This is a genomic window from Psychrobacter sp. 2Y5 (assembly GCF_051847375.1).
In the GTDB taxonomy this organism is placed as follows: domain Bacteria; phylum Pseudomonadota; class Gammaproteobacteria; order Pseudomonadales; family Moraxellaceae; genus Psychrobacter.
This window is the reverse complement of sequence record NZ_JBPYDA010000001.1, coordinates 304,262-325,535: the sequence shown is the minus strand read 5'-3', so window position 1 is coordinate 325,535 and position 21,274 is coordinate 304,262. Positions and strand designations below refer to the sequence as shown.

21 protein-coding genes are annotated in these 21,274 nt (G+C 44.4%); 14 read left to right on the top strand and 7 right to left on the bottom strand.

The features are described from left to right. Positions 1-30 precede the first annotated feature (30 nt). The 4 genes from ACS8E3_RS01370 to cutA all read left to right on the top strand — a co-directional run bounded on the left by ACS8E3_RS01370 (position 31) and on the right by cutA (position 2,433). Positions 31-363: a hypothetical protein gene (locus tag ACS8E3_RS01370; RefSeq protein ID WP_439240419.1), complete on the top strand. Its 333-nt coding sequence runs from the start codon at positions 31-33 to the stop codon at positions 361-363. Between the two features lie 224 nt (positions 364-587). After that, entirely contained in the window at positions 588-1,301 is a 714-nt protein-coding gene (gene purC, locus ACS8E3_RS01365) for a phosphoribosylaminoimidazolesuccinocarboxamide synthase (protein ID WP_439240417.1), read from the top strand. Positions 1,302-1,449: 148 nt separating this feature from the next. Continuing rightward, complete coding sequence (locus tag ACS8E3_RS01360; RefSeq protein ID WP_439240415.1) at positions 1,450-2,097, top strand: DNA-3-methyladenine glycosylase; 648 nt, start codon at positions 1,450-1,452, stop codon at positions 2,095-2,097. Positions 2,098-2,121: 24 nt separating this feature from the next. Further along, positions 2,122-2,433 carry a divalent cation tolerance protein CutA gene (gene cutA, locus ACS8E3_RS01355; RefSeq protein WP_439240414.1) on the top strand — a complete coding sequence of 104 codons (312 nt, stop codon included), beginning with the start codon at positions 2,122-2,124 and terminating at the stop codon, positions 2,431-2,433. Between the two features lie 136 nt (positions 2,434-2,569). Here cutA and ACS8E3_RS01350 read toward each other — a convergent pair whose 3' ends face one another. Continuing rightward, entirely contained in the window at positions 2,570-3,199 is a 630-nt protein-coding gene (locus ACS8E3_RS01350; RefSeq protein WP_439240412.1) for a hypothetical protein, read from the bottom strand. Between the two features lie 277 nt (positions 3,200-3,476). Between ACS8E3_RS01350 and ACS8E3_RS01345 the strand changes: the two genes are divergently transcribed. Next, positions 3,477-4,184: a ZIP family metal transporter gene (locus ACS8E3_RS01345; RefSeq protein WP_439240410.1), complete on the top strand. Its 708-nt coding sequence runs from the start codon at positions 3,477-3,479 to the stop codon at positions 4,182-4,184. Positions 4,185-4,743: 559 nt separating this feature from the next. Here ACS8E3_RS01345 and ACS8E3_RS01340 read toward each other — a convergent pair. Beyond that, a complete protein-coding gene (locus ACS8E3_RS01340) occupies positions 4,744-4,947 on the bottom strand; it encodes a CsbD family protein (RefSeq protein ID WP_439240408.1) in 204 nt (67 codons plus the stop codon). Positions 4,948-5,520: 573 nt separating this feature from the next. Between ACS8E3_RS01340 and ACS8E3_RS01335 the strand changes: the two genes are divergently transcribed. Both ACS8E3_RS01335 and ACS8E3_RS01330 read left to right on the top strand, forming a co-directional pair. Next, positions 5,521-6,243 (top strand): TetR/AcrR family transcriptional regulator, encoded by a 723-nt coding sequence (locus tag ACS8E3_RS01335; RefSeq protein WP_439240406.1) that lies wholly within the window; start codon positions 5,521-5,523, stop codon positions 6,241-6,243. Positions 6,244-6,329: 86 nt separating this feature from the next. Beyond that, entirely contained in the window at positions 6,330-8,522 is a 2,193-nt protein-coding gene (locus ACS8E3_RS01330; RefSeq protein ID WP_439240404.1) for a molybdopterin oxidoreductase family protein, read from the top strand. A gap of 99 nt (positions 8,523-8,621) precedes the next feature. Here ACS8E3_RS01330 and ACS8E3_RS01325 read toward each other — a convergent pair whose 3' ends face one another. Together ACS8E3_RS01325 and ygfZ are read right to left on the bottom strand one after the other, a co-directional pair. Next, positions 8,622-9,950, bottom strand: a complete 1,329-nt coding sequence (locus tag ACS8E3_RS01325; RefSeq protein ID WP_439240402.1) for a D-amino acid dehydrogenase — start codon at positions 9,948-9,950, stop codon at positions 8,622-8,624. An 89-nt stretch (positions 9,951-10,039) separates the two neighbouring features. Continuing rightward, the gene (gene ygfZ, locus ACS8E3_RS01320) at positions 10,040-10,810 is read right to left on the bottom strand and encodes a CAF17-like 4Fe-4S cluster assembly/insertion protein YgfZ (RefSeq protein WP_439240400.1); all 771 of its coding nucleotides are present in this window, start codon (positions 10,808-10,810) and stop codon (positions 10,040-10,042) included. A 274-nt stretch (positions 10,811-11,084) separates the two neighbouring features. Here ygfZ and ACS8E3_RS01315 point away from each other — a divergent pair, with 274 nt between their 5' ends. Further along, complete coding sequence (locus ACS8E3_RS01315) at positions 11,085-11,441, top strand: zinc ribbon domain-containing protein YjdM (protein ID WP_439240398.1); 357 nt, start codon at positions 11,085-11,087, stop codon at positions 11,439-11,441. Positions 11,442-11,483: 42 nt separating this feature from the next. On the opposite strand, the gene ACS8E3_RS01310 is transcribed toward ACS8E3_RS01315, so the two are convergent. Next, positions 11,484-11,867 carry a hypothetical protein gene (locus ACS8E3_RS01310; protein ID WP_439240396.1) on the bottom strand — a complete coding sequence of 128 codons (384 nt, stop codon included), beginning with the start codon at positions 11,865-11,867 and terminating at the stop codon, positions 11,484-11,486. Positions 11,868-12,049: 182 nt separating this feature from the next. On the opposite strand from ACS8E3_RS01310, the gene hemL reads away from it, so the two are divergent. After that, complete coding sequence (gene hemL / locus ACS8E3_RS01305; protein WP_439240394.1) at positions 12,050-13,351, top strand: glutamate-1-semialdehyde 2,1-aminomutase; 1,302 nt, start codon at positions 12,050-12,052, stop codon at positions 13,349-13,351. 136 nt (positions 13,352-13,487) lie between these two features. Here hemL and ACS8E3_RS01300 read toward each other — a convergent pair whose 3' ends face one another. Further along, positions 13,488-13,826 (bottom strand): Mpo1-like protein, encoded by a 339-nt coding sequence (locus ACS8E3_RS01300; RefSeq protein WP_439240676.1) that lies wholly within the window; start codon positions 13,824-13,826, stop codon positions 13,488-13,490. 450 nt (positions 13,827-14,276) lie between these two features. Between ACS8E3_RS01300 and ppx the strand changes: the two genes are divergently transcribed. The 5 genes from ppx (at position 14,277) to ACS8E3_RS01275 (ending at position 20,253) form a co-directional block, all read left to right on the top strand. Then, entirely contained in the window at positions 14,277-15,803 is a 1,527-nt protein-coding gene (ppx, locus tag ACS8E3_RS01295) for an exopolyphosphatase (protein ID WP_439240392.1), read from the top strand. Between the two features lie 117 nt (positions 15,804-15,920). Further along, a complete protein-coding gene (locus ACS8E3_RS01290; protein ID WP_439240390.1) occupies positions 15,921-16,724 on the top strand; it encodes an acetyl-CoA carboxylase carboxyltransferase subunit alpha in 804 nt (267 codons plus the stop codon). A gap of 258 nt (positions 16,725-16,982) precedes the next feature. Beyond that, positions 16,983-18,554: a tRNA lysidine(34) synthetase TilS gene (gene tilS / locus ACS8E3_RS01285; RefSeq protein ID WP_439240388.1), complete on the top strand. Its 1,572-nt coding sequence runs from the start codon at positions 16,983-16,985 to the stop codon at positions 18,552-18,554. 129 nt (positions 18,555-18,683) lie between these two features. Continuing rightward, on the top strand, positions 18,684-19,532 hold the full coding sequence (gene proC / locus ACS8E3_RS01280) for a pyrroline-5-carboxylate reductase (RefSeq protein ID WP_439240386.1): 849 nt from the start codon (positions 18,684-18,686) through the stop codon (positions 19,530-19,532). Positions 19,533-19,683: 151 nt separating this feature from the next. Continuing rightward, positions 19,684-20,253, top strand: a complete 570-nt coding sequence (locus ACS8E3_RS01275) for a YggT family protein (RefSeq protein ID WP_439240384.1) — start codon at positions 19,684-19,686, stop codon at positions 20,251-20,253. Between the two features lie 100 nt (positions 20,254-20,353). Here ACS8E3_RS01275 and ACS8E3_RS01270 read toward each other — a convergent pair whose 3' ends face one another. Beyond that, on the bottom strand, positions 20,354-21,154 hold the full coding sequence (locus ACS8E3_RS01270; RefSeq protein WP_439240382.1) for a hydroxymethylpyrimidine/phosphomethylpyrimidine kinase: 801 nt from the start codon (positions 21,152-21,154) through the stop codon (positions 20,354-20,356). Between the last annotated feature and the right edge of the window lie 120 nt (positions 21,155-21,274).

Here is a 21,274-nt window from a genome sequence, read left to right as displayed (position 1 = left end):
CAACGCTTAAGACAATACAGAGACAATATGATGAAAACATCATTAAATATCCTAAAATTAAATATCTCTAAAATCACCCCTGCTATGCTAGCGGTTATTTTAGGGAGCACTTTAGTCCTCAGCGGTTGCCAGTCTCTAAAAGAGTTCGTGGGAAAACGTGATAATGGTAGCTTGGACTATCAGCAAAGCCAAAAGCTTAAACCGTTACAACTGCCTGCCGATGCACAAACAGCGCCATTCGTGCCTCTATATCCGACTCCAAACGCAGGGGTTAATACGCTGAATTTAGAAAACGAAGCGGGCAAGCAGTATCAATTACCAAAACCTCAGCGCACTGTGGCTACTACCACGGTTACTGAATAGACCATTTTTTACTTTAATAGCATCTAAATAGTCTGTTCAAAATAGTAAATGCGTCAAACGTTTAGCGTGCTGTTGCTATAAGCCTTTGCCGGGCTGTCATCGTTCAGTGCAGCAGCGCTTAGGTTTTATAGTCAGTATGGCAGCTGCACTTATTCTGCCTACATTGAACCGGCTATTATTCTTTTAGATGTCTTATATAAGTTTGCAAGAACAGGATTCTTATCATGCAAAAACAACAACTTTTATATAAAGGTAAAGCCAAATCAGTCTATGAGACTGAAGATAACGATCTGCTGATTCTGCATTTTCGTGATGATACCTCAGCGTTAGATGGCAAGCGTATTGAACAGCTAGCACGTAAGGGTGAAGTCAATAACCGCTTTAATAGCTTTATTATGCAAAAGCTAACCGAAGCTGGCATTGAGACCCATTTTGAGCAGCAGCTCTCTAGCGATGAGGTGCTCGTCAAACGCATGGATATGCTGCCCGTTGAATGTGTGGTGCGTAACTATGCCGCCGGTAGTCTAGTGCGCCGCTTGGGGCTAGAAGAAGGGCAAGCGCTCACGCCGCCGACCTTTGAGCTGTTTTATAAAGACGACGCGCTAGGCGATCCGATGGTTAACGAATCTCTAGCCGTCACTTTGGACTGGGCAACCGACGAGCAACTTGCCAAGATGAAAGCCTTAAGCTATCAAGTTAATGAGGTACTAAAAGCGCTGTTTGATCAAGGCGATTTGATCTTAGTTGATTTTAAATTAGAATTTGGCGTTTTCCATGACCGCATTGTCTTAGGGGATGAGTTCTCACCCGATGGCTGCCGTATCTGGGACAAAATCACTAAGAAGAAGCTCGATAAAGACCGCTTCCGTCAGTCTCTAGGCGATGTGATTGAAGGCTACGAAGAAGTGGCTCGCCGTATTGGGGTACCTTTAGACTAAACTGTAAATAGCAGTTCTATAACAAAACTGAGCCGCGCGCTCAGTTTTTTTATGCAAAATTTTACTTAAATGTTCTTAAGATGCGACCGTTATCTTGGCTATATTGCTTATACTAAAAGCTATCATCTGATTCGGATCAAATTTTATCATGTCCATAGCGAAGACGATCCCAGTTATCCTAGAGCCTTCTTGGTTTGCTCGGCCGACTTGCGTGGTAGCGGCGGATCTGATTGGCAAAGTCTTATGCCGACGAATAACCGACACGGATAACGTGCAAAAAACATTACGCATGCGCATCACTGAAACCGAAGCTTATATAGGACAGCAAGATGGCTCAGTTGCGGCGCACTTAGCCAAAGGCGAAAAAGGCAGTTCGCTAGCCGATATCATGTACGCTGAGGGCGGCGTGTTTTACGTTTATCTGACTTATGGCGTACATTTGATGCTCAATTTAGTCAGTGGTGCTGCTGAGTCTCCAGAGTCGGTGTTGATACGAGCCGGATTTCTAGCTGAGGATAGCGAGCGTTTGCTTGAAGAGCGAAATTTAAGTTCTGATAAGCAGCTCTCTTATATCAAGCAGTTCGCTGGTCCAGGAAAATTAAGTAAACGTTTGCAAATTAACCGTGCGTTATACGGTGCACCAATTGCGCCTGAGTCTGGTGTTTGGGTCGAAGATGATGGTTGTTTGCCGTCAGTGTCATTGCGACCGCGCATCGGTATCGATTACGCAGGGGAGGCGGCAGACTGGCTATTGCGTTATGTATGGGCGGATCATCCGTCACTATCAAAAAAATAGGCTGATATAAAATAAGGATGCATCATGTATAAACTTACCGTTTTTATTCCTGATGAAGCGTTAGAGGATGTTAAAGCCGCGCTATTCGCTGCAGGGGCGGGTACTATCGGTAACTATCAGCACTGCGGCTGGCAAGTACAAGGTCAAGGGCAGTTTATGCCAATGGCGGGTAGCAATCCGCATCTTGGTAGTCAAAATAATATTGAAAAAGTCGATGAGTGGCGCGTCGAGATGGTGGTTAAGACGTCAGTGATAGAAGAGGTGATTAAAGCCTTAAAACAAGCGCATCCTTATGAAACCCCTGCTTATGATGTCATTGAAGTATTGAATTTTTAGCTATTAAAATGACTTAACGGACATAAAAAAAAGGGTCAAACAAAAGCTAAGCGCTTATATCTGACCCTCAGCATCAAGACTGTATGTATAACAGCGATGCGAAAGCGTATCACTCTACTATTGCTCAGCGTGCTCATCAATCCTTTTCTATCTTAATGACATTTAGATTTGGATAGCTGAGCAGAATCTCATAATCTTGTGAGCCTTTTTTAGCCTCGATCTCGAATACGCCGCGATTGTTTCTCTCATCGAGTTCGATATCCTTAACACGGTACCCCATAGCAGTTACCTTTCTAATAGCGCGCTGTCTAACCGCCGAATAGCGACTTTCTTGTTTTATTCTATCTTCGACATCATCGTAGCGCTTATTGTTTTTATATTTTTTATTGCCTTTTTTATGATCCTTATCTCGCCACACGTCATCCCATTGTTTTTTATTTGAATTGAGCAGCTTTAAGTTAGGATAGGAGTAAGTAAGCTCATAAGCCTGATTGTTCTTTTTTGCATAGGCTTTAATCACTCGCTTACCGCGATAAGTGTCAGGCCTGATATCCATTAACTGATAGCCTTGACGGCGTAGGTCTTTACGCAGCTCTTGTTTAGCGCGATTATAGTTAACGTTTTTATAGCCATCATTGCCCTGATATATCGGTTGATTATTATAGCCTGGACTAGCAACCGTACAACCAGCCGACACGCCAAACAACGTCAAAACAAGACTTGCTGAGAGTAGTTTTTTAAGTGGGAGAGTAGAGAGTGTTTTCATATTTTAAGCTCCTAAACCTGATAGTAGCGACTTTATTCATATCGCTTGAAAAATATTTTTGAAATATTTTCTTACATCATCATAGTAAGTCGCAAAACCTGTTAGTAGATGTCTTTTAAGTCAGCAAGTTGTAAGCAATGCAACAGCTTGAGTAATGAGTGAGAGCTTTTAGTTATAACAGTATTGCTAAGTAGTGTTTTTTTCGCTAAAACTATTTTAGAGCAAGCCTAATCATCAGGTGAATAATCCTAATAGGACATTGTAGGAAATATTAGTTATGCTATTCAAGCTCATTTTATATTCAGGCTTCGCCGGAGCGACGGTATTTATCGGCGGATTATTGGCCAATTTGTTTAATCATCACGTCAAAGATAGTCCCATCAAATACGAGATTACTCATACTCTGATGTCGTTTGGCGCGGGAATTATATTATCGGCATTAGCGCTAGTGTTAGTGCCAAAGGGTATGGAGGAGCTTAGTGTTTGGGGTGTGATAGGCTCGTTCTTACTAGGCGCGATAGTCTTTATGGCTATTGATTATCGTTTGGCAAATTCGGGCGGGCGACAAGCGACTTTACTGGCGATGCTGATGGACTTTATTCCTGAATCAATCGCTCTTGGCGCAGTATTCGCTATTGAGCCGCAAATGGCTGCCTTATTAGCAGTATTTATCGGCTTACAAAATTTGCCTGAGTCTTTTAACTCTTTTCGCGACTTAGTACAAAGCGGTTTTAGTGTCAAAAATACCTTAGCTATCTTCTTTGTATTAAGCTTCTTTGGCATACTATCGGCGCTAGCAGGTCATTTTTTATTGAGTAAACATCCTGATTTAACCGCTCATCTAATGACCTTTGCCAGTGGCGGTATCTTATATCTGCTGATTCAAGATATTATTCCTGAGAGTAAACTCGCTAAAAACTATCTGACACCGCTAGGTGCAACGTTAGGATTTTTAGTAGGAATCGTTGGTGAGATGCTGCTCTGACAAAGTAAATCGCTTTCTTTATTTAGACCTAGATTTTACCTTGTAAGCATATGCTTACAAGCATTGACGTTAACGCCTCTTAACAAGACAATTACATTTGGGCATTATAGTCACACGGCATCAGGGAATGTGACTCAAGGATTGAGTTAACCGAATTAGGGATAATATTTCAGTAATTTAAGTCAGGATGACCAGAATTAGTGAAGTAAGGATACATGACCCATGCTGATGGCAGAAATGCTGGTAGCTAGTTGTATTTAGAGCAGGATGCTCTGCTATCACGCTATACTCGATGTGCTGCAAGGATGCAGTGGAATGAGTTGTGATAGGTAACAAGGATAGTTAACGATAAGACCGCATAACAATGATTGTTATGCGGTCTTATAGTATCTGAATTATGGTTTTTAATTCATTATTTTCTAACTGTATTTAGCAAAGAGTCAAAATATCTTCGTAAGTTAACACTGGCATATCAAAAACCGTACTGGCTACGCCAATACGGTTTAAATCTAAATTATTTACTCAAAAACGATTTAATTGTAATTAGTAAATTTACTTATTAGTAATTATTCTCACGGCGCCAGTCGTCCACCTCGCGTTCAGCGGCGTCTTTGCTATGACCATAGCGCTCTTGCACACGGCCTACTAATTTATCACGGCTACCTTCAATGTGAGTTAAATCATCATCAGTTAAATCCGCCCATTTCTGCTTTACTGAGCCTTTCAGCTGATTCCATTCGCCTTTGAGAGTATGTTCATTCATAGTGATTATCCTTGTATTAGCGGCTAATTTGGTAAAATAAAAGTCCTTCTGCTTACCTGTTTTTATAATATAGCCGATTAATGAATTTATATTCTCTAGCATTTGATGTACTGCTACTAAGCTGAGCAGTTAATCAATAACTAGTGATTTCCACTATATAAATTATCGCTCGCACTGTCTGTATTAACGGTGTTTTTAGTGTTGCTCAACGACAATAGAAACCATAAATTTATTATGGCTATGTAACCTTTGTAAGGATAAGCAAAAATTAGAATAAAACGTACATCTACATAGCTCATTATCTCAGTGAGGTATAGGATATGGCACATATAAGATTTAGCTATTTTAAGTCAGTTTATTACTTTGCTAGATAATATCGTTTTATAGAGCCCAACCCTCTTTGAATTTTCATGGCACCCTTCTGGCAGCCCTACTTAATCCACCGCTAGCTTATTCATCCAATCTGATAATCAGAAAAATTAAATAATAGACAGACAGCTTAAATGACTATAATCTTATAGTTGAGATATTCGTTAGGTATGAAGATAATAAATAAAGGGCCAGTCTTTGAAAGTGAAACAAATAATTGATGATGTAGATGGTAAGGAAGAGGGGTGTGAAGAAGCGACTGACGCATCACCGCGCAACCTTGCCAAGGCTAAGACGCGTAAAGCGATAATGCAAAGTGCCTTGCATCTGTATAGTACTGAAGGCAGCGCTGGCATGAGTATGAATAAAGTCGCTAAAGGCGCGGGAATTGCGCAGCCGAGTTTTTATAATCATTTTGCGAGTTTAGATGAGTTGCAACAACAGCTAAGCGCGCAGCTCAAGGACAATTATCTCTCGCCCATGCGCGCTGCTTGGATAACCATGATTAAAGATTATGCTTGGCTCAATGAAACCCAATTCAATCAGCGCTGTGAGCAGTGTCTCACTCATATCTTTGATGCCGCCTTTATCAATATTAACTTATTCCAGCGCTTGAATGAGAATCGTCTGCGCTTGAGTCCTAGTACTGAAACTCAGTTGTCGGCAAATAGCGGTTTAGGGCAGTTAATCAATGAGATTCAAGAAGAGTGGACGCAGATATTCATTGAAGGTTTGACACTATCTGACTGTGATTTTTTGGAATCTGAAGTCAATCTATGTGTCGATATTGCGGCGGCGCAAGTCCATGAGCTGATATTAGGCTGCCATCAACAGCGTTATACTCGAGCACAAGCTATTACTGTTTTATGTCAAAACTTAAATGCTTTATTCACACGTTTTTGGCAAAAAGAGAGCTTTTTAAAATAACTTGTTTAGAATAAATTTTAAAGAAAATTATAAACGGAATTTTTTAGCTAAGGCTATAAGCGCTAAAACAACAAGGAAGCAAAACTATGAGCAAGCTAAAGACAAAATCAACCGAGCAAACCCACTTTAGAACCTGTAACTTGTGTGAAGCGATGTGCGGTATCGTCGTCAAGTATGACGGCGAAAAAGTACTGTCTATCAAAGGCGATAAAGAGGATCCGTTCTCGCAAGGCTATATCTGTCCGAAAGCAACCGCCTTGCAAGATTTGCACGAAGATCCTGATCGCTTGCGTCATCCTGTCGAGCGCACCGCTGATGGCTGGAAAAAGATCAGTTGGGAAGAAGCGTTAGATAAAGTCGCCGCAGGTATACAGTCGGTGCAAAAAAAGTATGGCAACAACGCTTTTGGGGTCTATCTAGGCAATCCTAACGTGCATAACTTGGGCGGTATGCTGACTATTAAGCATTTACTTGGTAGCATAAAAACGCGTAGTCGCTTTTCGGCTACCTCTATCGATCAGCTACCGCATCATATTATTAGCTTGCATCTCTTCGGTCACATGCTGCGTATTCCTGTGCCTGACGTCAATCGCACTCAGCACATGCTGATCATCGGCGGTAATCCGCTAGCCTCTAACGGCAGTATCATGACCGCGGCTAATATGCGCCAGAAACTAAAAGATATCAAAGCTCGCGCTGGCAAAGTGGTGGTCATCGATCCAAGGCGTACAGAAACTGCTGATATTGCTAGCGAGCATCATTTTATTCGTCCTGCGACCGACGTATTATTGCTATTAGCGATGCTCAATGAGATCTACGCGCAGGGTTATGCTAAGAAATCACTAGCTAATAATAGAGCAGCGGATTTGGCACCAGAGATTGAGCGTATGGCAGATTTTGCCAAAGGCTATAGCGCGGAATCCGTCGCTAGTATTACCGGTATCGCAGCTTCAGAGATCAAGCGCTTGGTGAAAGAGTTCTGCGAAGCCGAAAGTTCAGTTTGTTATAGCCGTATGGGCGTCTCGGTGCAAGAGTTTGGCTTATTAAGTCAGTATCTAGTGATGATTATCAATATCGTCGCGGGTCGCTTGGATGAAGTGGGCGGCTTGATGTTCCCTAATCCTGCGGTCAACGTGGTGCAAAATACCGGTCCCGGTTATCTGGGTAAACGTCATAGCCGCGTCAGTAATCTACCTGACTTCAACGGCGAGTATCCCGTAGTGGCTATGGCGGATGAGATGCTAGTAGAAGGAGAAGGGCAGCTCAAAGGTTTTATGTGTGTCGCGGGTAATCCAGTACTGAGTACTCCTAATGGCGAGAAGCTAGATAAAGCGTTTGAGAATTTAGAATTTATGGTGTCGTTTGACTATTATGTGACGGAGACTAGCCGTCATGCCAATATTATCCTGCCGCCAGTCTCTTCCTTAGAGCGTGATCATTACGATGTCACTTTTAATGGGTTTGCCACCCATAATGTTGCCAAATATTCGCCTGTGCTATTTACAAAGCCTAAAGACGCTAAGCACGATTGGCAGATATATTTAGAGCTAGCTGAGCGTTTGGATAAAAAAGCGCCGCTAGCGACCAAAATTGAGCGTAAACTCATCCAAAAGCTAGGGCCACAGTTTGTGCTCGATCAAGGCCTGCGCCGTGGCCCTTATTATGGTCTCACTCTGCGCAAGCTTAAAAAATACCCTCACGGTATGGATTTAGGGCCGCTAAAACCCATGCTGCCAGAAGCGATCAAGCACAAAGATCAGCAAATTAATCTCAATGTTGATTTTTATCAAGCCGATCTTGCGCGGGTAAGGGATGTAATGGCTAGCTATGACGATAGCCAGATTTTACTGATTGGGCGTCGTCATGTGCGCAGCAATAACTCTTGGCTACACAACAGTCATCGCCTAACCAAAGGCAAATCGCGCTGTACGTTGATGCTGCATCCAGATACCGCAAAAGCTTATGACATCGAAGAGGGTCAACAAGTCAAAGTCACCTCGCGTGTTGGTGAAGTCATTATCGCCGCTGAGGTCACCGATGAGCTGATGCCAGGCGTGGTTAGCATTCCGCACGGCTTCGGTCATGGTCGCAAAAGCGTCAAACAAAAAATCGCTCAGGCTAATGCTGGCGTTAGTGTCAATGATTTAACCGATGATACTCTCATCGACAAGTTAAGTGGTAATGCGGCAGTGAATGGCGTACCTGTGACTTTGCAAGCGCTCGCGTCTACCCGAGAAGATAACGAGATAAATAGAGTTAAAGATAAAGTAGTGGCTTAAATTTTATGTAGAACGCTACTGACACTAAATCAAGAAAAGACGCTTATCTAAGATAAGCATTTTTTCTTGTCATTCCTCATAAACGGTTTTTATAAAATATTAGCGCCTATTAATACCAACAAAACCAAATTTCACCTTTGGCTTTTCATTTTGCATCAGCAGGCTAATGGCTTTAGCTGAGCCACAAGCGTGTGTCCAACCCAACGTACCATGCCCGGTATTGAGCCATAAATTATCAAAAGTTGCCTCGCTATTTTGGCTACCGTGACGGACTTGACCTAAATGCGCGCGACCTATTAGTGGTACATTCGATGGCGTCATAGGACGCAGGCCTGTCCAGTACTCAGCCGAGTTAGCGATAATACCTTTCGGGAAAATCTGCTGTACGCGCTCAGTAATGGCTTTACAGCGCGTCATATTCAGATCCATATTATAGCCATTAAATTCTGCGGTGCCAGCCACGCGTAACTTATCGCCAAGTCGTGACATGACTAGCTTGTACTCATCATCGATTAGGCTAATAAAGGGCGCTAAATGCGGCGCGCGCGGATTGACGCGGTAAGTGGCTGAGTAGCCTTTGGCTGGGAAAATTGGCAGATGAATATCTAGAGGTTTTAGCAAAGGCACACTATAACTACCCAAAGCGATCACAAAGCTATCAGCGCTAAAAGTCTGCGCATTTTCGCCAGCAGGGCGAACAGTAATACTATGCACATGTGGATGATTAGAATGAGCATCGGCGTTCAAAGCCAGAATCTCAGTATCATATAGGAAGTTGACGCCTGCTTGCTCGCACTTGGTCGCTAAACGCTGGGTAAATAGATGGGCGTTGCCAGACTCATCGCGACTAGTATAAGTCGCGCCAATAAGCTTGTGCGCGATAGGGTAAAGCGCTGGCTCGAGACTGGCGGCAGTATTGATATCGATAAAGTAGCGCTCACAGCCAAGCTCCTGCATGCGCTCGGTCGGTGCAACCGCGTCATCGAACTCCGATTGGCTCGTATAAAAATGCATGATACCGCGCGTTTGCTGCTCGTACTCAATATCGATATTGCGTCTGAGTTGCTGCAGCGCCGCGCGTGAATAAAGCCCTAAATTAACCATTTGCACTAGATTGGCATCGGCACGATCGGCACGGCATTCCGCTAAAAACTGCATCGCCCATTTCAGCTGGGCTTTGTCGGCGCGCAAACGGTAAAGCAGCGGTGCATCTTCGCGGAACAGCCATTTGAGCGCTTTAAGCGGCGCTTTAGGGTTGGCCCAAGGGGTGGCATGAGAGACTGAGATTTGTCCGCCATTAGCAAAAGACGTTTGCATACCAGCGGCCGACTCGCGCTCGATCACTGTAACTTTATAGCCTGCCTTTTGCAGATACCAAGCGGTCGTCACACCTACCACTCCAGCTCCGAGTACCGCGATATGGCTCATAAGTAAAAGTCTCTAGTGGGCTATGGTTTTTAGGGTAATATCACGGCAGTAGTGACATCAAACTTTTTATACTAACCTTTAATCCATAACTACTGCGGACGCGCAACGTCAGCTTGCAAGGCAGTTGGTAGATCCAAAATAGTCATCTCGCTCTCTGCTAACTGCTCTGGACGCGCGACTACTAAAGCTTCAAAGCCACTATCGCCATTGCCTGCTGCTATAGCATTGACCACTTGAATCTTGCCAAGTTTTTCGCCTGCTGTTGGCGTATCGCCTGTACCTTTTACATAATGAAGAAAAGCTTTAGGTGCCGCTTTAAAATAAATACGAGCGATGACTTCTTGACCTAAATAGCAGCCTTTATCATAGTCCATACCGCCGCGTTGATGCAGACGCAGCTCTTGCGGTTGAAACTGACCTTGCGTCGCCGCTACTATCCAGTAGTTACCCGTAGCAATACTTGCTTGCATCCAAGCCTGTGTCTCATCGGCAGTGTTATGCTCTTCTTTATGACTAAAGGTAGGCTCATCGGCTACGATACAAGGGTAAATCGGTGATGGCGCGCTAGTTTCTAACTTAAAAAAAGCACCGTACTTTTTTAAATGCGCTTGTAGAGACTCGGCACAATCGGTGCTGAGGACCAAATCAAACTGATTCTCGTCCTGTTTTTTTATCCAAAGACCAAAATCAATACGCCCCTTAATATTACTAATAGCAGTAGGCTGAAAGCTAAGACCGATTTTGGTGACGTCAGAGGTGACTTGGCCTTGCAAGAATTTCTCTGCATCTTCACCTTGCATCGTTAGTTGGGTAAATGTAGGCAGCTGACTATGATCAGATAAGAAAGTAGCGTCACTCATTGGTATTCCTATTATAATTTTTGATTGATGAGGTTTGAATTATTCGCATGACTAGTTAAAAGGCTTAAGAAGAGTAGCATAAAAACTTAGCTCAAAAAAACATAATGAGTACCTTTTACATTGGGTATTATCAGTGTTTTTCAAGCCAAACGAATACGGGCGATCATTGGTCAAAGATGATGACTTACGCTACAATGAGTACTAGACAGACGACTTTATATTCTATTAATAATACGCCCAGTATTGTGGCGGTCATATCGCTAATGAGAGAATTATGAGCTTACCCAATTGTCCTAAATGTGATGCGGATTATACTTATGAAGATGGTGCGCTATTGGCGTGCCCCATGTGTGCTCATGAGTGGACGGCTGCAGAAGCGGATGCTGCTGAGACTCAGGCAGAAGAAGACAGCATCGTCCGTGACGCTGTCGGTAATGCGTTGCAAGATGGCGATGCGGTGACCGTCATCCGCGATTTAAAAGTTAAAGGCTCGTCAACGTCCATCAAAGTCGGCACTAAAGTCAAAAGTATTCGTCTGCTTGATGATCCCGTAGACGGACACGATATTGACTGTAAGGTCGATGGTTTTGGGCAAATGAAGCTCAAATCCTCCGTTGTGAAAAAAGCTTAATTCTCTGCTCTTTTAGTTAGTAGTCAATAAAGATAGCTTAATCTAAGCAGTGATTTTACCAAGCTTTAATAAGCGTGAGTTGATCGAGCCTCTAGTGCGCCCATGCTGCGTCATTAGTACGCTAATAGCGTCGCCGTTATCAAAAGCCTCGGCTAATCGCTGGTCTTCATCATCGCTCCAAGGGGTTCCGGCATTAGCAGGTAATTTGGCTCGGCGCTCATCCGTTTTGATCTGATTACGTAGGGCGGGGATAGCCGTTTGTAGCGCTCTGTGGATATCGCTATCTAAGCACAAATGCTTATCGCTGAGCGGCTCATCTGATAGAGGATGAATGCCGTCGATAAGTTTTTGGATAATGGTTATCGCTTCATGATCTTTCATAGGAATGGCTTCTGGCGCTGTCGTTATATTAGTATTAGCAGACATAGCGAATAACTCCATTATCGATTTATGTTTATTATTGCTTATACTACCTGTTAATGAGTCTGATAGGAAATAAATCGTTTATAAACAAAACTTATCTAAAACCTTTTCTTTTAATGCCTTCTAAGTAAGCCAAAACCAAGCAAGACTAAAAATGAACTTCAATAAAATAATAGAGACTAATTATGAGTACTAAAAACGAACAACTCTTCGCCCAAGCCCGCAAACATATTCCTGGTGGTGTCAACTCGCCAGTCCGCGCTTTTGCAGGAGTAGGCGGTACGCCGGTGTTTATGCACAAGGCTTCTGGCAGCAAGATTTACGATACCGAGGACAACGCTTACATCGACTATATCGGTTCATGGGGGCCGATGATCTTAGGGCATGCGCATCCCAAAGTGATCGACGCGGTCAAAAAAGCGGCCGATGATGGTTTAAGTTTTGGGACGCCAACGCCGTTTGAAACTACTGTCGCGGATAAAATCTGCGACATCGTGCCGAGCGTTGAGATGGTTCGCATGACCAGCTCAGGCACTGAGGCGACGATGAGCGCCATCCGTCTGGCACGTGGCTATACGGGTCGTGACAATATCGTCAAGTTCGAGGGCTGCTATCATGGGCATTCTGACAGCTTATTGGTCAAGGCGGGCTCTGGTATGCTCGATATCGGTGAACCGACCTCGAAGGGCGTGCCTGCTGACTTTGCTAAGCACACCATTACTTTGCCTTATAATGATCCACAAGCGATCAAAGACTGCTTTGAGAAATGGGGCGATACTATTGCTTGCGTTATCGTTGAGCCGATCGCGGGTAATATGAATATGGTCATTCCTGAGCAAACCTTTCATGACACTTTACGCCAAGAGTGCAGTGCTAATGGCGCAGTGCTTATCTTTGATGAAGTGATGACGGGCTTTCGTGTTGGTCTGGGCGGGGCACAGGCGCATTTCGGTATTGAGCCGGACTTAACATGCTTTGGTAAAATTATCGGTGCAGGTCTACCGGTAGGCGCTTTCGGCGGTAAGCGTGAGATTATGGAATGTATCGCACCGATGGGCGGTGTCTATCAAGCGGGTACTTTATCGGGTAATCCACTGGCTATGCGTGCGGGTATTGCGATGTTTGAAGATCTAACCGTTGATGGTTTTTATGACGAGTTAGCCGCTAAAGTCGATCAGCTAGTCGATGGTATCCAGGCAGCAGCTGATAAGCACGGTATTCACCTGCGCACCAATAAACTGGGCGGCATGTTCGGTATTTTCTTTGTCAAAGACAGCGACACCCCAACGCCGCTTAACTTCGATGACGTGACCGCTTGCGATATGGATACATTCAATACTTTCTTCCACGGTATGCTAGATCGCGGTATCTACTTAGCGCCTTCTGCTTATGAAGCGGGCTTTATGTCGATTAAGCATAGCAGCGATGATTTGGATAAGTCGATAAAAGCCGCTGATGAGATCTTTGCAGAAATGGCAAAGGCATAAATGCATATAGTACGAGTAAATTTTAAGCTATACAGTAGCCGGCACTAACGGCATATCCTGAGGCTAAAAAGAAGCCAACATCGTTAAAGGTGTTGGCTTCTTTTGCTTTTAAGGTATTATGTGCTAGCAGCAGTCATTACTTCGCGCGCTTATCGTATTTGATATCTCTCAAGCTCAAGTTACCGCGCAGTACGTCAGTATACATACGAAAATCGCTAGCGAAACTTTTTAGAGGAAACTTAAAAGAGGCCGGTTTGTTTTTTTCAAAGAAAAAATGGCCAACCCAAGCACAGCCGTAGCCTGCGGCAATACCTTTGAGCAGAGGCTTAGGCGATCGGGTCTGTATGGACTTTGCTAGTCCTAGTAGACCAAAACTGCTACCAGCAAAGTGCAAACGGCGACAAGCCATGTTTTGATGCTCTTCTAAATAAAAGTCATAAAAATTTTGTTGCGCCTTACGCTTAGTTTCTGTCATTTCTTGACGACTTTGATTAGCTAGATGCTGATCAGTGCTAGCCGCGTTGCTATTATTAACGGTTTGGGTATCCTGTCGAGTAGTCATAGTAGCTTCCTTTGCTAAAATTACTTTATTAAAATTATTGTTAGGCTTTGGTTAATCGCCAATTCGATAATATAGGTTGATATTTGAACTTAAGTTCTTGTTATCTATCGTATATTGCTGAATTTAAATGTAGCAAATACTTCTTAGCAATACCAGCGTTAAGCATTACTTGAAAGTCAGTTTTACACAACCTTTCGGTAAAGGTTTACATTGTTTGCTAGGATTTGGCATAAATGCTTTAATAAGCACTTTTATTTATAGCGCTATTTATCACTAGCGTTTGCTAACCCTTTTTATGCTAACTTAATATTAGTATTTATCTCAAACCTGTTATTTAACCCCTATTTACGGTAACGCCACTTTATGCTCAATAACTACCTTGAAAACCCGCCTCTTGCCGAAGACGAACTGATGGCAGCGATAGATATCGGCTCCAATAGTTTTCATCTAGCTATCGGTCGGCTCGATCATGGTGAGGTGCGTAAAGTAGTCTCTATGTCTGAAAAGGTACAGCTAGCAGCAGGACTCGATGAGCACAACATTCTCAGTGCAGAAGCGGTGCGCCGAGGGCTTGATTGTCTGAGCCGTTTTACCGCGCGCTTAGATTCAGTACCGTCAGAGCGGGTGCGTATTGTCGCTACCAACGCCTTGCGTCAAGCCAAAAATGCTGATGATTTTATTACTCGCGCCAATGAGATTTTGCCCAATCCCATTGAAATTATTGCGGGGCGTGAAGAAGCACGGCTGATTCATTTGGGGGTCTCACACACTAATGCCAGTAGCGATAAGCGCTTAGTGATAGATATCGGTGGCGGCTCGACTGAATTTATCATTGGTACAGGGTTTGAGCCGTTATTGACAGAGAGTTTGCAGATGGGCTGTGTGGCCTTTACCAAAAAATTCTTTGCTGATGGTCAAATCACTGACAAAGCCTTTACTAGTGCTATCGCTGCGGCGCGCAAAGAAGTGCTCGCTATCAGCGGTCAGTACCAAAAAGCGGGATGGACGAGCGTCATCGGCTCAAGTGGTACCATCAAGGCGGTGCGTAATGTTCTCGTTTCCAAAGGCTGGGCCAACGAGCAAGAGTGCATCACTTATAAAGGCGTGAAAAAGCTAGAAAAATTATTAATTACCATTGGTGATGTGAAAGATATTGAGCTCGAAGGCGTGAAAGAGCACCGAAAAGCGGTGTTTCCAGCGGGGGTAGCGGTACTGCGCGCCTTGATGAAGGTGCTCGGTATAGAGACCTTAGCTTATTCTGACGGCGCGCTACGCGAGGGGGTGATGTACGATATGCTCGGCCGCTTTGCTAGTGAAGATGTGCGTGATCGTAGCGTGCTCGCCCTGATTAAGCGCTATTCAGTAGATAAAAAACAAGCCCGGCAAGTGGTCAGAACCAGCCGTCATCTCTTTAGGCAAGTGCAAGATGACTTGCAGCTAAGCAATGGTGATGGCGATCTATTGAGACGCGCGGCCTATCTACATGAGATAGGGCTGGCGATTAGTCATAGTAACTATCATCGCCACAGCGCATATTTGCTAGGAAATTCAGACATTCCAGGCTTCTCGCAAGTCGATCAAAAGCGCTTGGCACAGCTGGTGCTCAGTCATAGGCGTAAACTAAAAGGCGACCTGCTTGAGCAAGCCTGCAAACTTGGCGGCGATCAACTGGTCTATTTGTGTTTGCTCTTAAGACTTGCAGTATCCGCGCATCACAGCCGTAGCGAGTACGAGTTACCTTTAATGGAGTTGGTCATTATAGACGCCACCCATTGGCAGATTACCGTTAGCACTGATAAAAAACACTACGCCTTCTTGTACTCCGATCTTTACGCCGATATCGAGCAGTTTGCAAAATGGGGTATTCAGCTTAGCGTTATTGAAAGATAATTTTCTCTAAAAAAGCAAGGGTATCTGCGCTGCCATAGTCGTTAAGATGTGCTACTATAGCCTAATTGAGTTTACACTTGTACTGCCACCTTCTATAAAATCAATAAGGATAAGTCTATGAGTACCGTTTGGGACAGCGTACAGCTGGCAAGACACGCAAAACGTCCACTGTTTATGGACTACGTCAATCAGCTATTTACGGAGTTTGATGAGCTGCATGGTGATCGCGCTTTTGCTGACGATAAAGCAATTTTGGGCGGCCTTGCGCGCTTTAATGGTCAGCCTGTTATGGTGATTGGTCAGCATCGTGGTCGTAGTACCCGTGAGCGTATCGCCCATAACTTTGGTATGGCGAATCCCGAAGGCTACCGCAAAATGATTCGTTTGGCGAAGATGGCTGAGCGTTTTAATATTCCGCTCATGAGCTTTGTCGATACTCAAGGCGCTTATCCTGGTATTGGCGCTGAGGAGCGTGGACAAGCGCAAGCGATCGCTGAAAGTATTGCGGTATTTACGAGCCTAAAAGCGCCTATTATCGTCACTATCATTGGCGAAGGCGGTTCAGGTGGAGCGCTAGCGATAGGTGTTGGCGATAGAGTAAATATGTTACAAAATAGTATTTATTCGGTGATCTCACCTGAAGGCTGCGCTTCTATTCTATGGAAAACGGCTGAAAAAGCGCAAGATGCGAGCGAAGCATTAAAACTAAATGCGATTAACCTTTATCAGATGGGTTTGATTGATGCCGTCATTGATGAAGGGGAAGGCGCGCATGTGCAGCCGCAGCCGGTAATGGATGCGTTAAAGGCGTTGTTAGAAGAGCAACTGGCCGAGATAGTCGATATGGATGCCGATGAGCGCTGTGAGCAGCGTTACCAGAAGCTAAAATCTTTCGATTCAGAAGTGATGCTGCCTTGCTAATCTTTCACTAAAAGACTTGGACTAGCTAGTCGGGTTTTTAGCTTAACAGGCTGACTTAATGCTAAACTAAAACGTGCTATTTATTAGCGCGTTTTTTTTGGCTACCTGTTTTTTAGTTCAAGGTTTCCTTTTAGACGTTAGCATGAATATAGGTGAGTCACCCTAAAACTGATACCGCACGCAAGGAAAACCTATACCAGTAGCACTGGTAAGATGAGCGTGGTAATTTTATTCCCAATTGGCTATATAAGAATAACTATGACAAATAGCGCTATTAAGCCTTATCCGATCAAGCCGATAGCAGAGTTAGCTGTCGATCAGCAGCTGACAGCGGCATTGTTGAATAGTTTAGCAGATTATCATCAGCAGCTACTGGGTCGACGTATTTGGCTAGCGTGTAGCGGTGGCCGTGACTCTTTGGCTTTAGCCGCGCTATGTGTGCAGCTTTATCAGCAAGGTAGATTACCGTTTTTGCCACAGCTGTTGCATGTCGATCATGGCTTGCAAGCGAATAGCTCGTTTTGGGCAAGTCATGTTGCTAGATGGGCCGCCGTTCAGCAGCTACCTTGTACGGTTCTAAAAGTACAAGTGCAAGGCCGAGATGAACAAGCAGCGCGGCAAGCTCGCTATACAGCGATGCTCGATCATATCCATCAAGGCGATGTATTATTACTCGCTCATCATGCCGATGACCAAGCAGAAACCGTAATCATGCGTTTGATCCAAGGCGCAGGTATTAAGGGTTTAGCCGCTATGCAGCCATGGCGAGAGCAAGCACAGCAAGGCCAAGATCAAAACCACCATTATGCGTTATGGCGTCCGTGGTTGACGGTAACTCGCGCCGCGATTAGTGATTATGCGCGGCGCTTGCAGCTGCCTTATATCGATGATCCAACCAACGTGAGCGGTGATAACGTACGTAGCGGTTTGCGCCGTGAGGTTATGCCGTTACTAGCTAATTATAACCCTAACGTCATAGGCAATATCGCTCGTAGCGCGCAACTGCTTAGCGAAGCGCAAGCGATAGTGGAGGCGCAAGCTGAGCAAGATTTGCAAATGACAGCGGTAGAGGCGCTTAAATTCTCTACCGCGCAGCGGGTGTTAGCTATCGATAAATTACACAGTTTATCAGCGCCAAGGCAAAAGCAATTACTGCGTTACTGGTTAGCGCAGGATGAGCCGCTACCGCCAGCGAAGCAATTAGTCGATGATGTCTACGCGCTCACTCAGCGGCAAGACAATGACCATCAAACCGAGCTTGACTGGTACGCCAGCTTGCAGCACTACCGTATCTATCGCTATCGTCAGCAGCTTTATCGTTTGAGCTACGATTTTCTGAGTTGGCTTGTATTAGCAACAATTGGAAACAGCTATTCTTTGTCAAAAAGTCTAACTATTGATATTCGTGAGAGTAGGGATACGGGCTATCTTTGGCAGCTACAAATCGATTTGACTAAGGCAGATAACGCTCAATATTCATGGCTTATGGATAATAAAAATAAAATGAGTCTCAAGATAACGCCATTAGATAGACAGCACAAGATACAAACCATGACCATGGGACAAGCGCAAGCGGGCAAAAAGCTCTATCAGATGCTAGCTATCCCTGTTTGGTTGCGCAGTAGTTTAGTCGTAGTTAGCGCGGTTATAACAGACACTGAGATTGTAAATAATGATGAGCATGCAAAAACAGTAGTGCCGTTGCTACTTTTATCACCGTTTCATAGCTGGACTTTAAAAAGCGAGCTGTCCTATCATAAAGCTGACGATCAATTCACTTTTTTAAACGAAGCTTGCGTTAATGTTTTGCAAGAAACCAGCCAACCCTAAGCCTGTGAATTTATCAAACGACAATAATAGCAGTATGCTAAACTAGACTCCATTTTAGAGCTATCACTTTGAATACTTTTAACTATTTCTAACAAAGTTATATTAGAAATTGCTAATTAGGAGATTATGATGTCAGAACAAAATAATAACTCAGTTCTTAATAATAAAAGAATCAGCTTTATCGGTGGCGGTAATATGGCGCAGGCATTAATCAGTGGCCTTGTTGGCTGCGGTGTCAAGCCTGAGATGATTACAGTCGCTGATCCAAGTACCGATATCCGTCAGCAACTAGATGCTAAAGGCTTGAATACAGTAGATCCTACTGCCGATGCTACGACTGCGGTAAAAGACGCCGATCTAGTAGTACTAGCAGTGAAGCCACAAGTGATGAAAGCGGTCGTTAGTGGCTTCACGGATGTGCTCGATAAGCAATTAATCGTCTCGGTTGCCGCTGGTCTATCAACAGAGCTTTTAGCAGATATGCTCGGCGGTTATCAAAACATCGTTCGTGCTATGCCCAATACTCCGGCGATGATACAGATGGGGGCGACGGGTCTATATGCCACTGATAGCATCAATGCAGAGCAAAAGCAGCTTGCGACTGCAGCTATGGAAGCTTCAGGTCTCGTAATGTGGGTGGAGGACGAGGAGCACTTGCATGCGGTAACGGCGGTGTCTGGTTCAGCGCCTGCTTATATGTTTTATTTTCTTGAGTCGATGATTGATCAGGGTGTGGCGCTAGGGTTAGATAAAGAGCAAGCCTCAGCACTGGCTATGCAAACCATGCTAGGCGCGGCCAAGATGGCGATGGGTAGCGATGATACGCCTGCCGAGCTACGTCGCAAAGTTACCTCACCGAATGGCACCACGCAAGCGGCGATTGAATCGATGCAAGCCAATGAGGTCGGCCGACAGATAGGCGAGGCGATGCAAGCTTGTTATGATCGTAGCCAAGCACTTAGCGAAGAGATGAAATAAAACGTACGCGCTCACAGTGCTCAGTATTGCCATTATTTAGTACAAGTAGCGAGAACTAGTGATAAGTATCGATAATAGAGGTCGCTGCGAACAAAGCGACCAATAAATGAATTGTGTAGTCTTTTTATACCGACGTCTTGAGTAGCCTTTAATGAACAACGTACTATTACAGATTTTTGATTTGGTCACCACCTTTGCGATGCTGCTGATTTTTATCCGCTTTATGCTGCAGTTTGCGGGGATGGATGCGCGCGATCCTATGATTGCGCCTGCCTATAGAGCGACGCATATCGTCGATGTATTTGGCCGTATCTTTCCGACGTTAGGAGGTGGGCGCATTAGTATTGCTGCTATCGTGTTGATGTTTTTGATTCGACTGATAGATATCTCAGGTAAAGCGGCGTTAATGCATAAAGGTATTGCCCCGATTCCACTATTTTTTCAGGGTACACTTAGCCTGATTCTAGACTTTTTAAGATTGAGTCGTTATTTGATTATTGGTTCTATCATCGTCAGCTGGATTGTGGTGTTTACTCAGTCCTCGCATCCGATTATTGGTATCATCATGCAGCTTGCTGAGCCTATTCTAGCGCCATTTCGCCGCATCACGCCGAATTTAGGTATGCTTGATCTGTCACCAATTATTGCTTTTTTTGCCATTTATTTAATAGAGATTATGGTTAACGCCGTAGCGGTTAGTTTAATGCCGATGTTGGGTTAAGTTTTTTTAACCTGCCTTAATATAATAAAAGCCCTACCGTCATGTTATGAGGGTAGGGCTTTTTGTTGTGTGATTATTTTGGTTAAACTTTACATGTTTATCAACTCTTAGCTTTAACAAAGCGGTTGGGTATCAGCTGCGCTTGCAAATCATCAGGATGGGGATTGTCCGCCGCTGTTAACGTCTGAGTAATCCAAGTATCCGCGGCCTTTACCGCGGCGACTACCTCGTCGCCTATCGCTAAGCGTCCTGCAATGTAGCTGGCAAGTGAGCAGCCAGAGCCATGAAACTCACCGTCTAAGCGCGGCAACACACTCTTATGTATCATATCGCCCTCTATATACAGATACTGTTCAATATCGCCGCTATCGAAGTCATGCGAGGTTTTGACGAGTACGGCGTGGGTACCCTGAGCGCAGAGCTTTTTTGCACCCGTATGTAAGTCTTGCTCACCACTTAAAGCCCGTAGCTCATGAGTATTCGGCGTAATCAAAGTCGCGTAAGGAAGTAGCTGCTTAAATGCTGCCACTAAAGTCGCCTCATCACCTAAGCTGCCACCACTATTGGCGACTAGTACTGGATCAAGCACAAAGGGTGTATTTTTTTTAATCACTTTGTTAGCGAATAATCGAGTCAGCATTTTTATATTATCAGTCGTTCCAAGCATGCCAGATTTGATCGTCTTGACCGGCAAATCATTGAGTACCGCCATCGCTTGGTTTCTGACTAATTCGGAGTCACAAGGCTCAAAGCCTAAGACCTGCTGCGAGCTTTGAATGGTAATAGCGGTGCAAGCGACAGTGGCATGAGCGCCTGCTTGCCCGATGGCTTCGATATCGGCTTGCAAGCCTGCTCCGCCAGAAGGATCTAGACCTGAAAAACAAAGGACGACTGGACGCATAAGGTTTCCTTAGAGTTGTTTCTGTAATAATCCATAAGATAAAAATTAAATTATAGCAAATACGGCTGCAACGCTTGCAATTCGTTTTGGCTTTGTTATAATACTCGCCCACAGCATAAG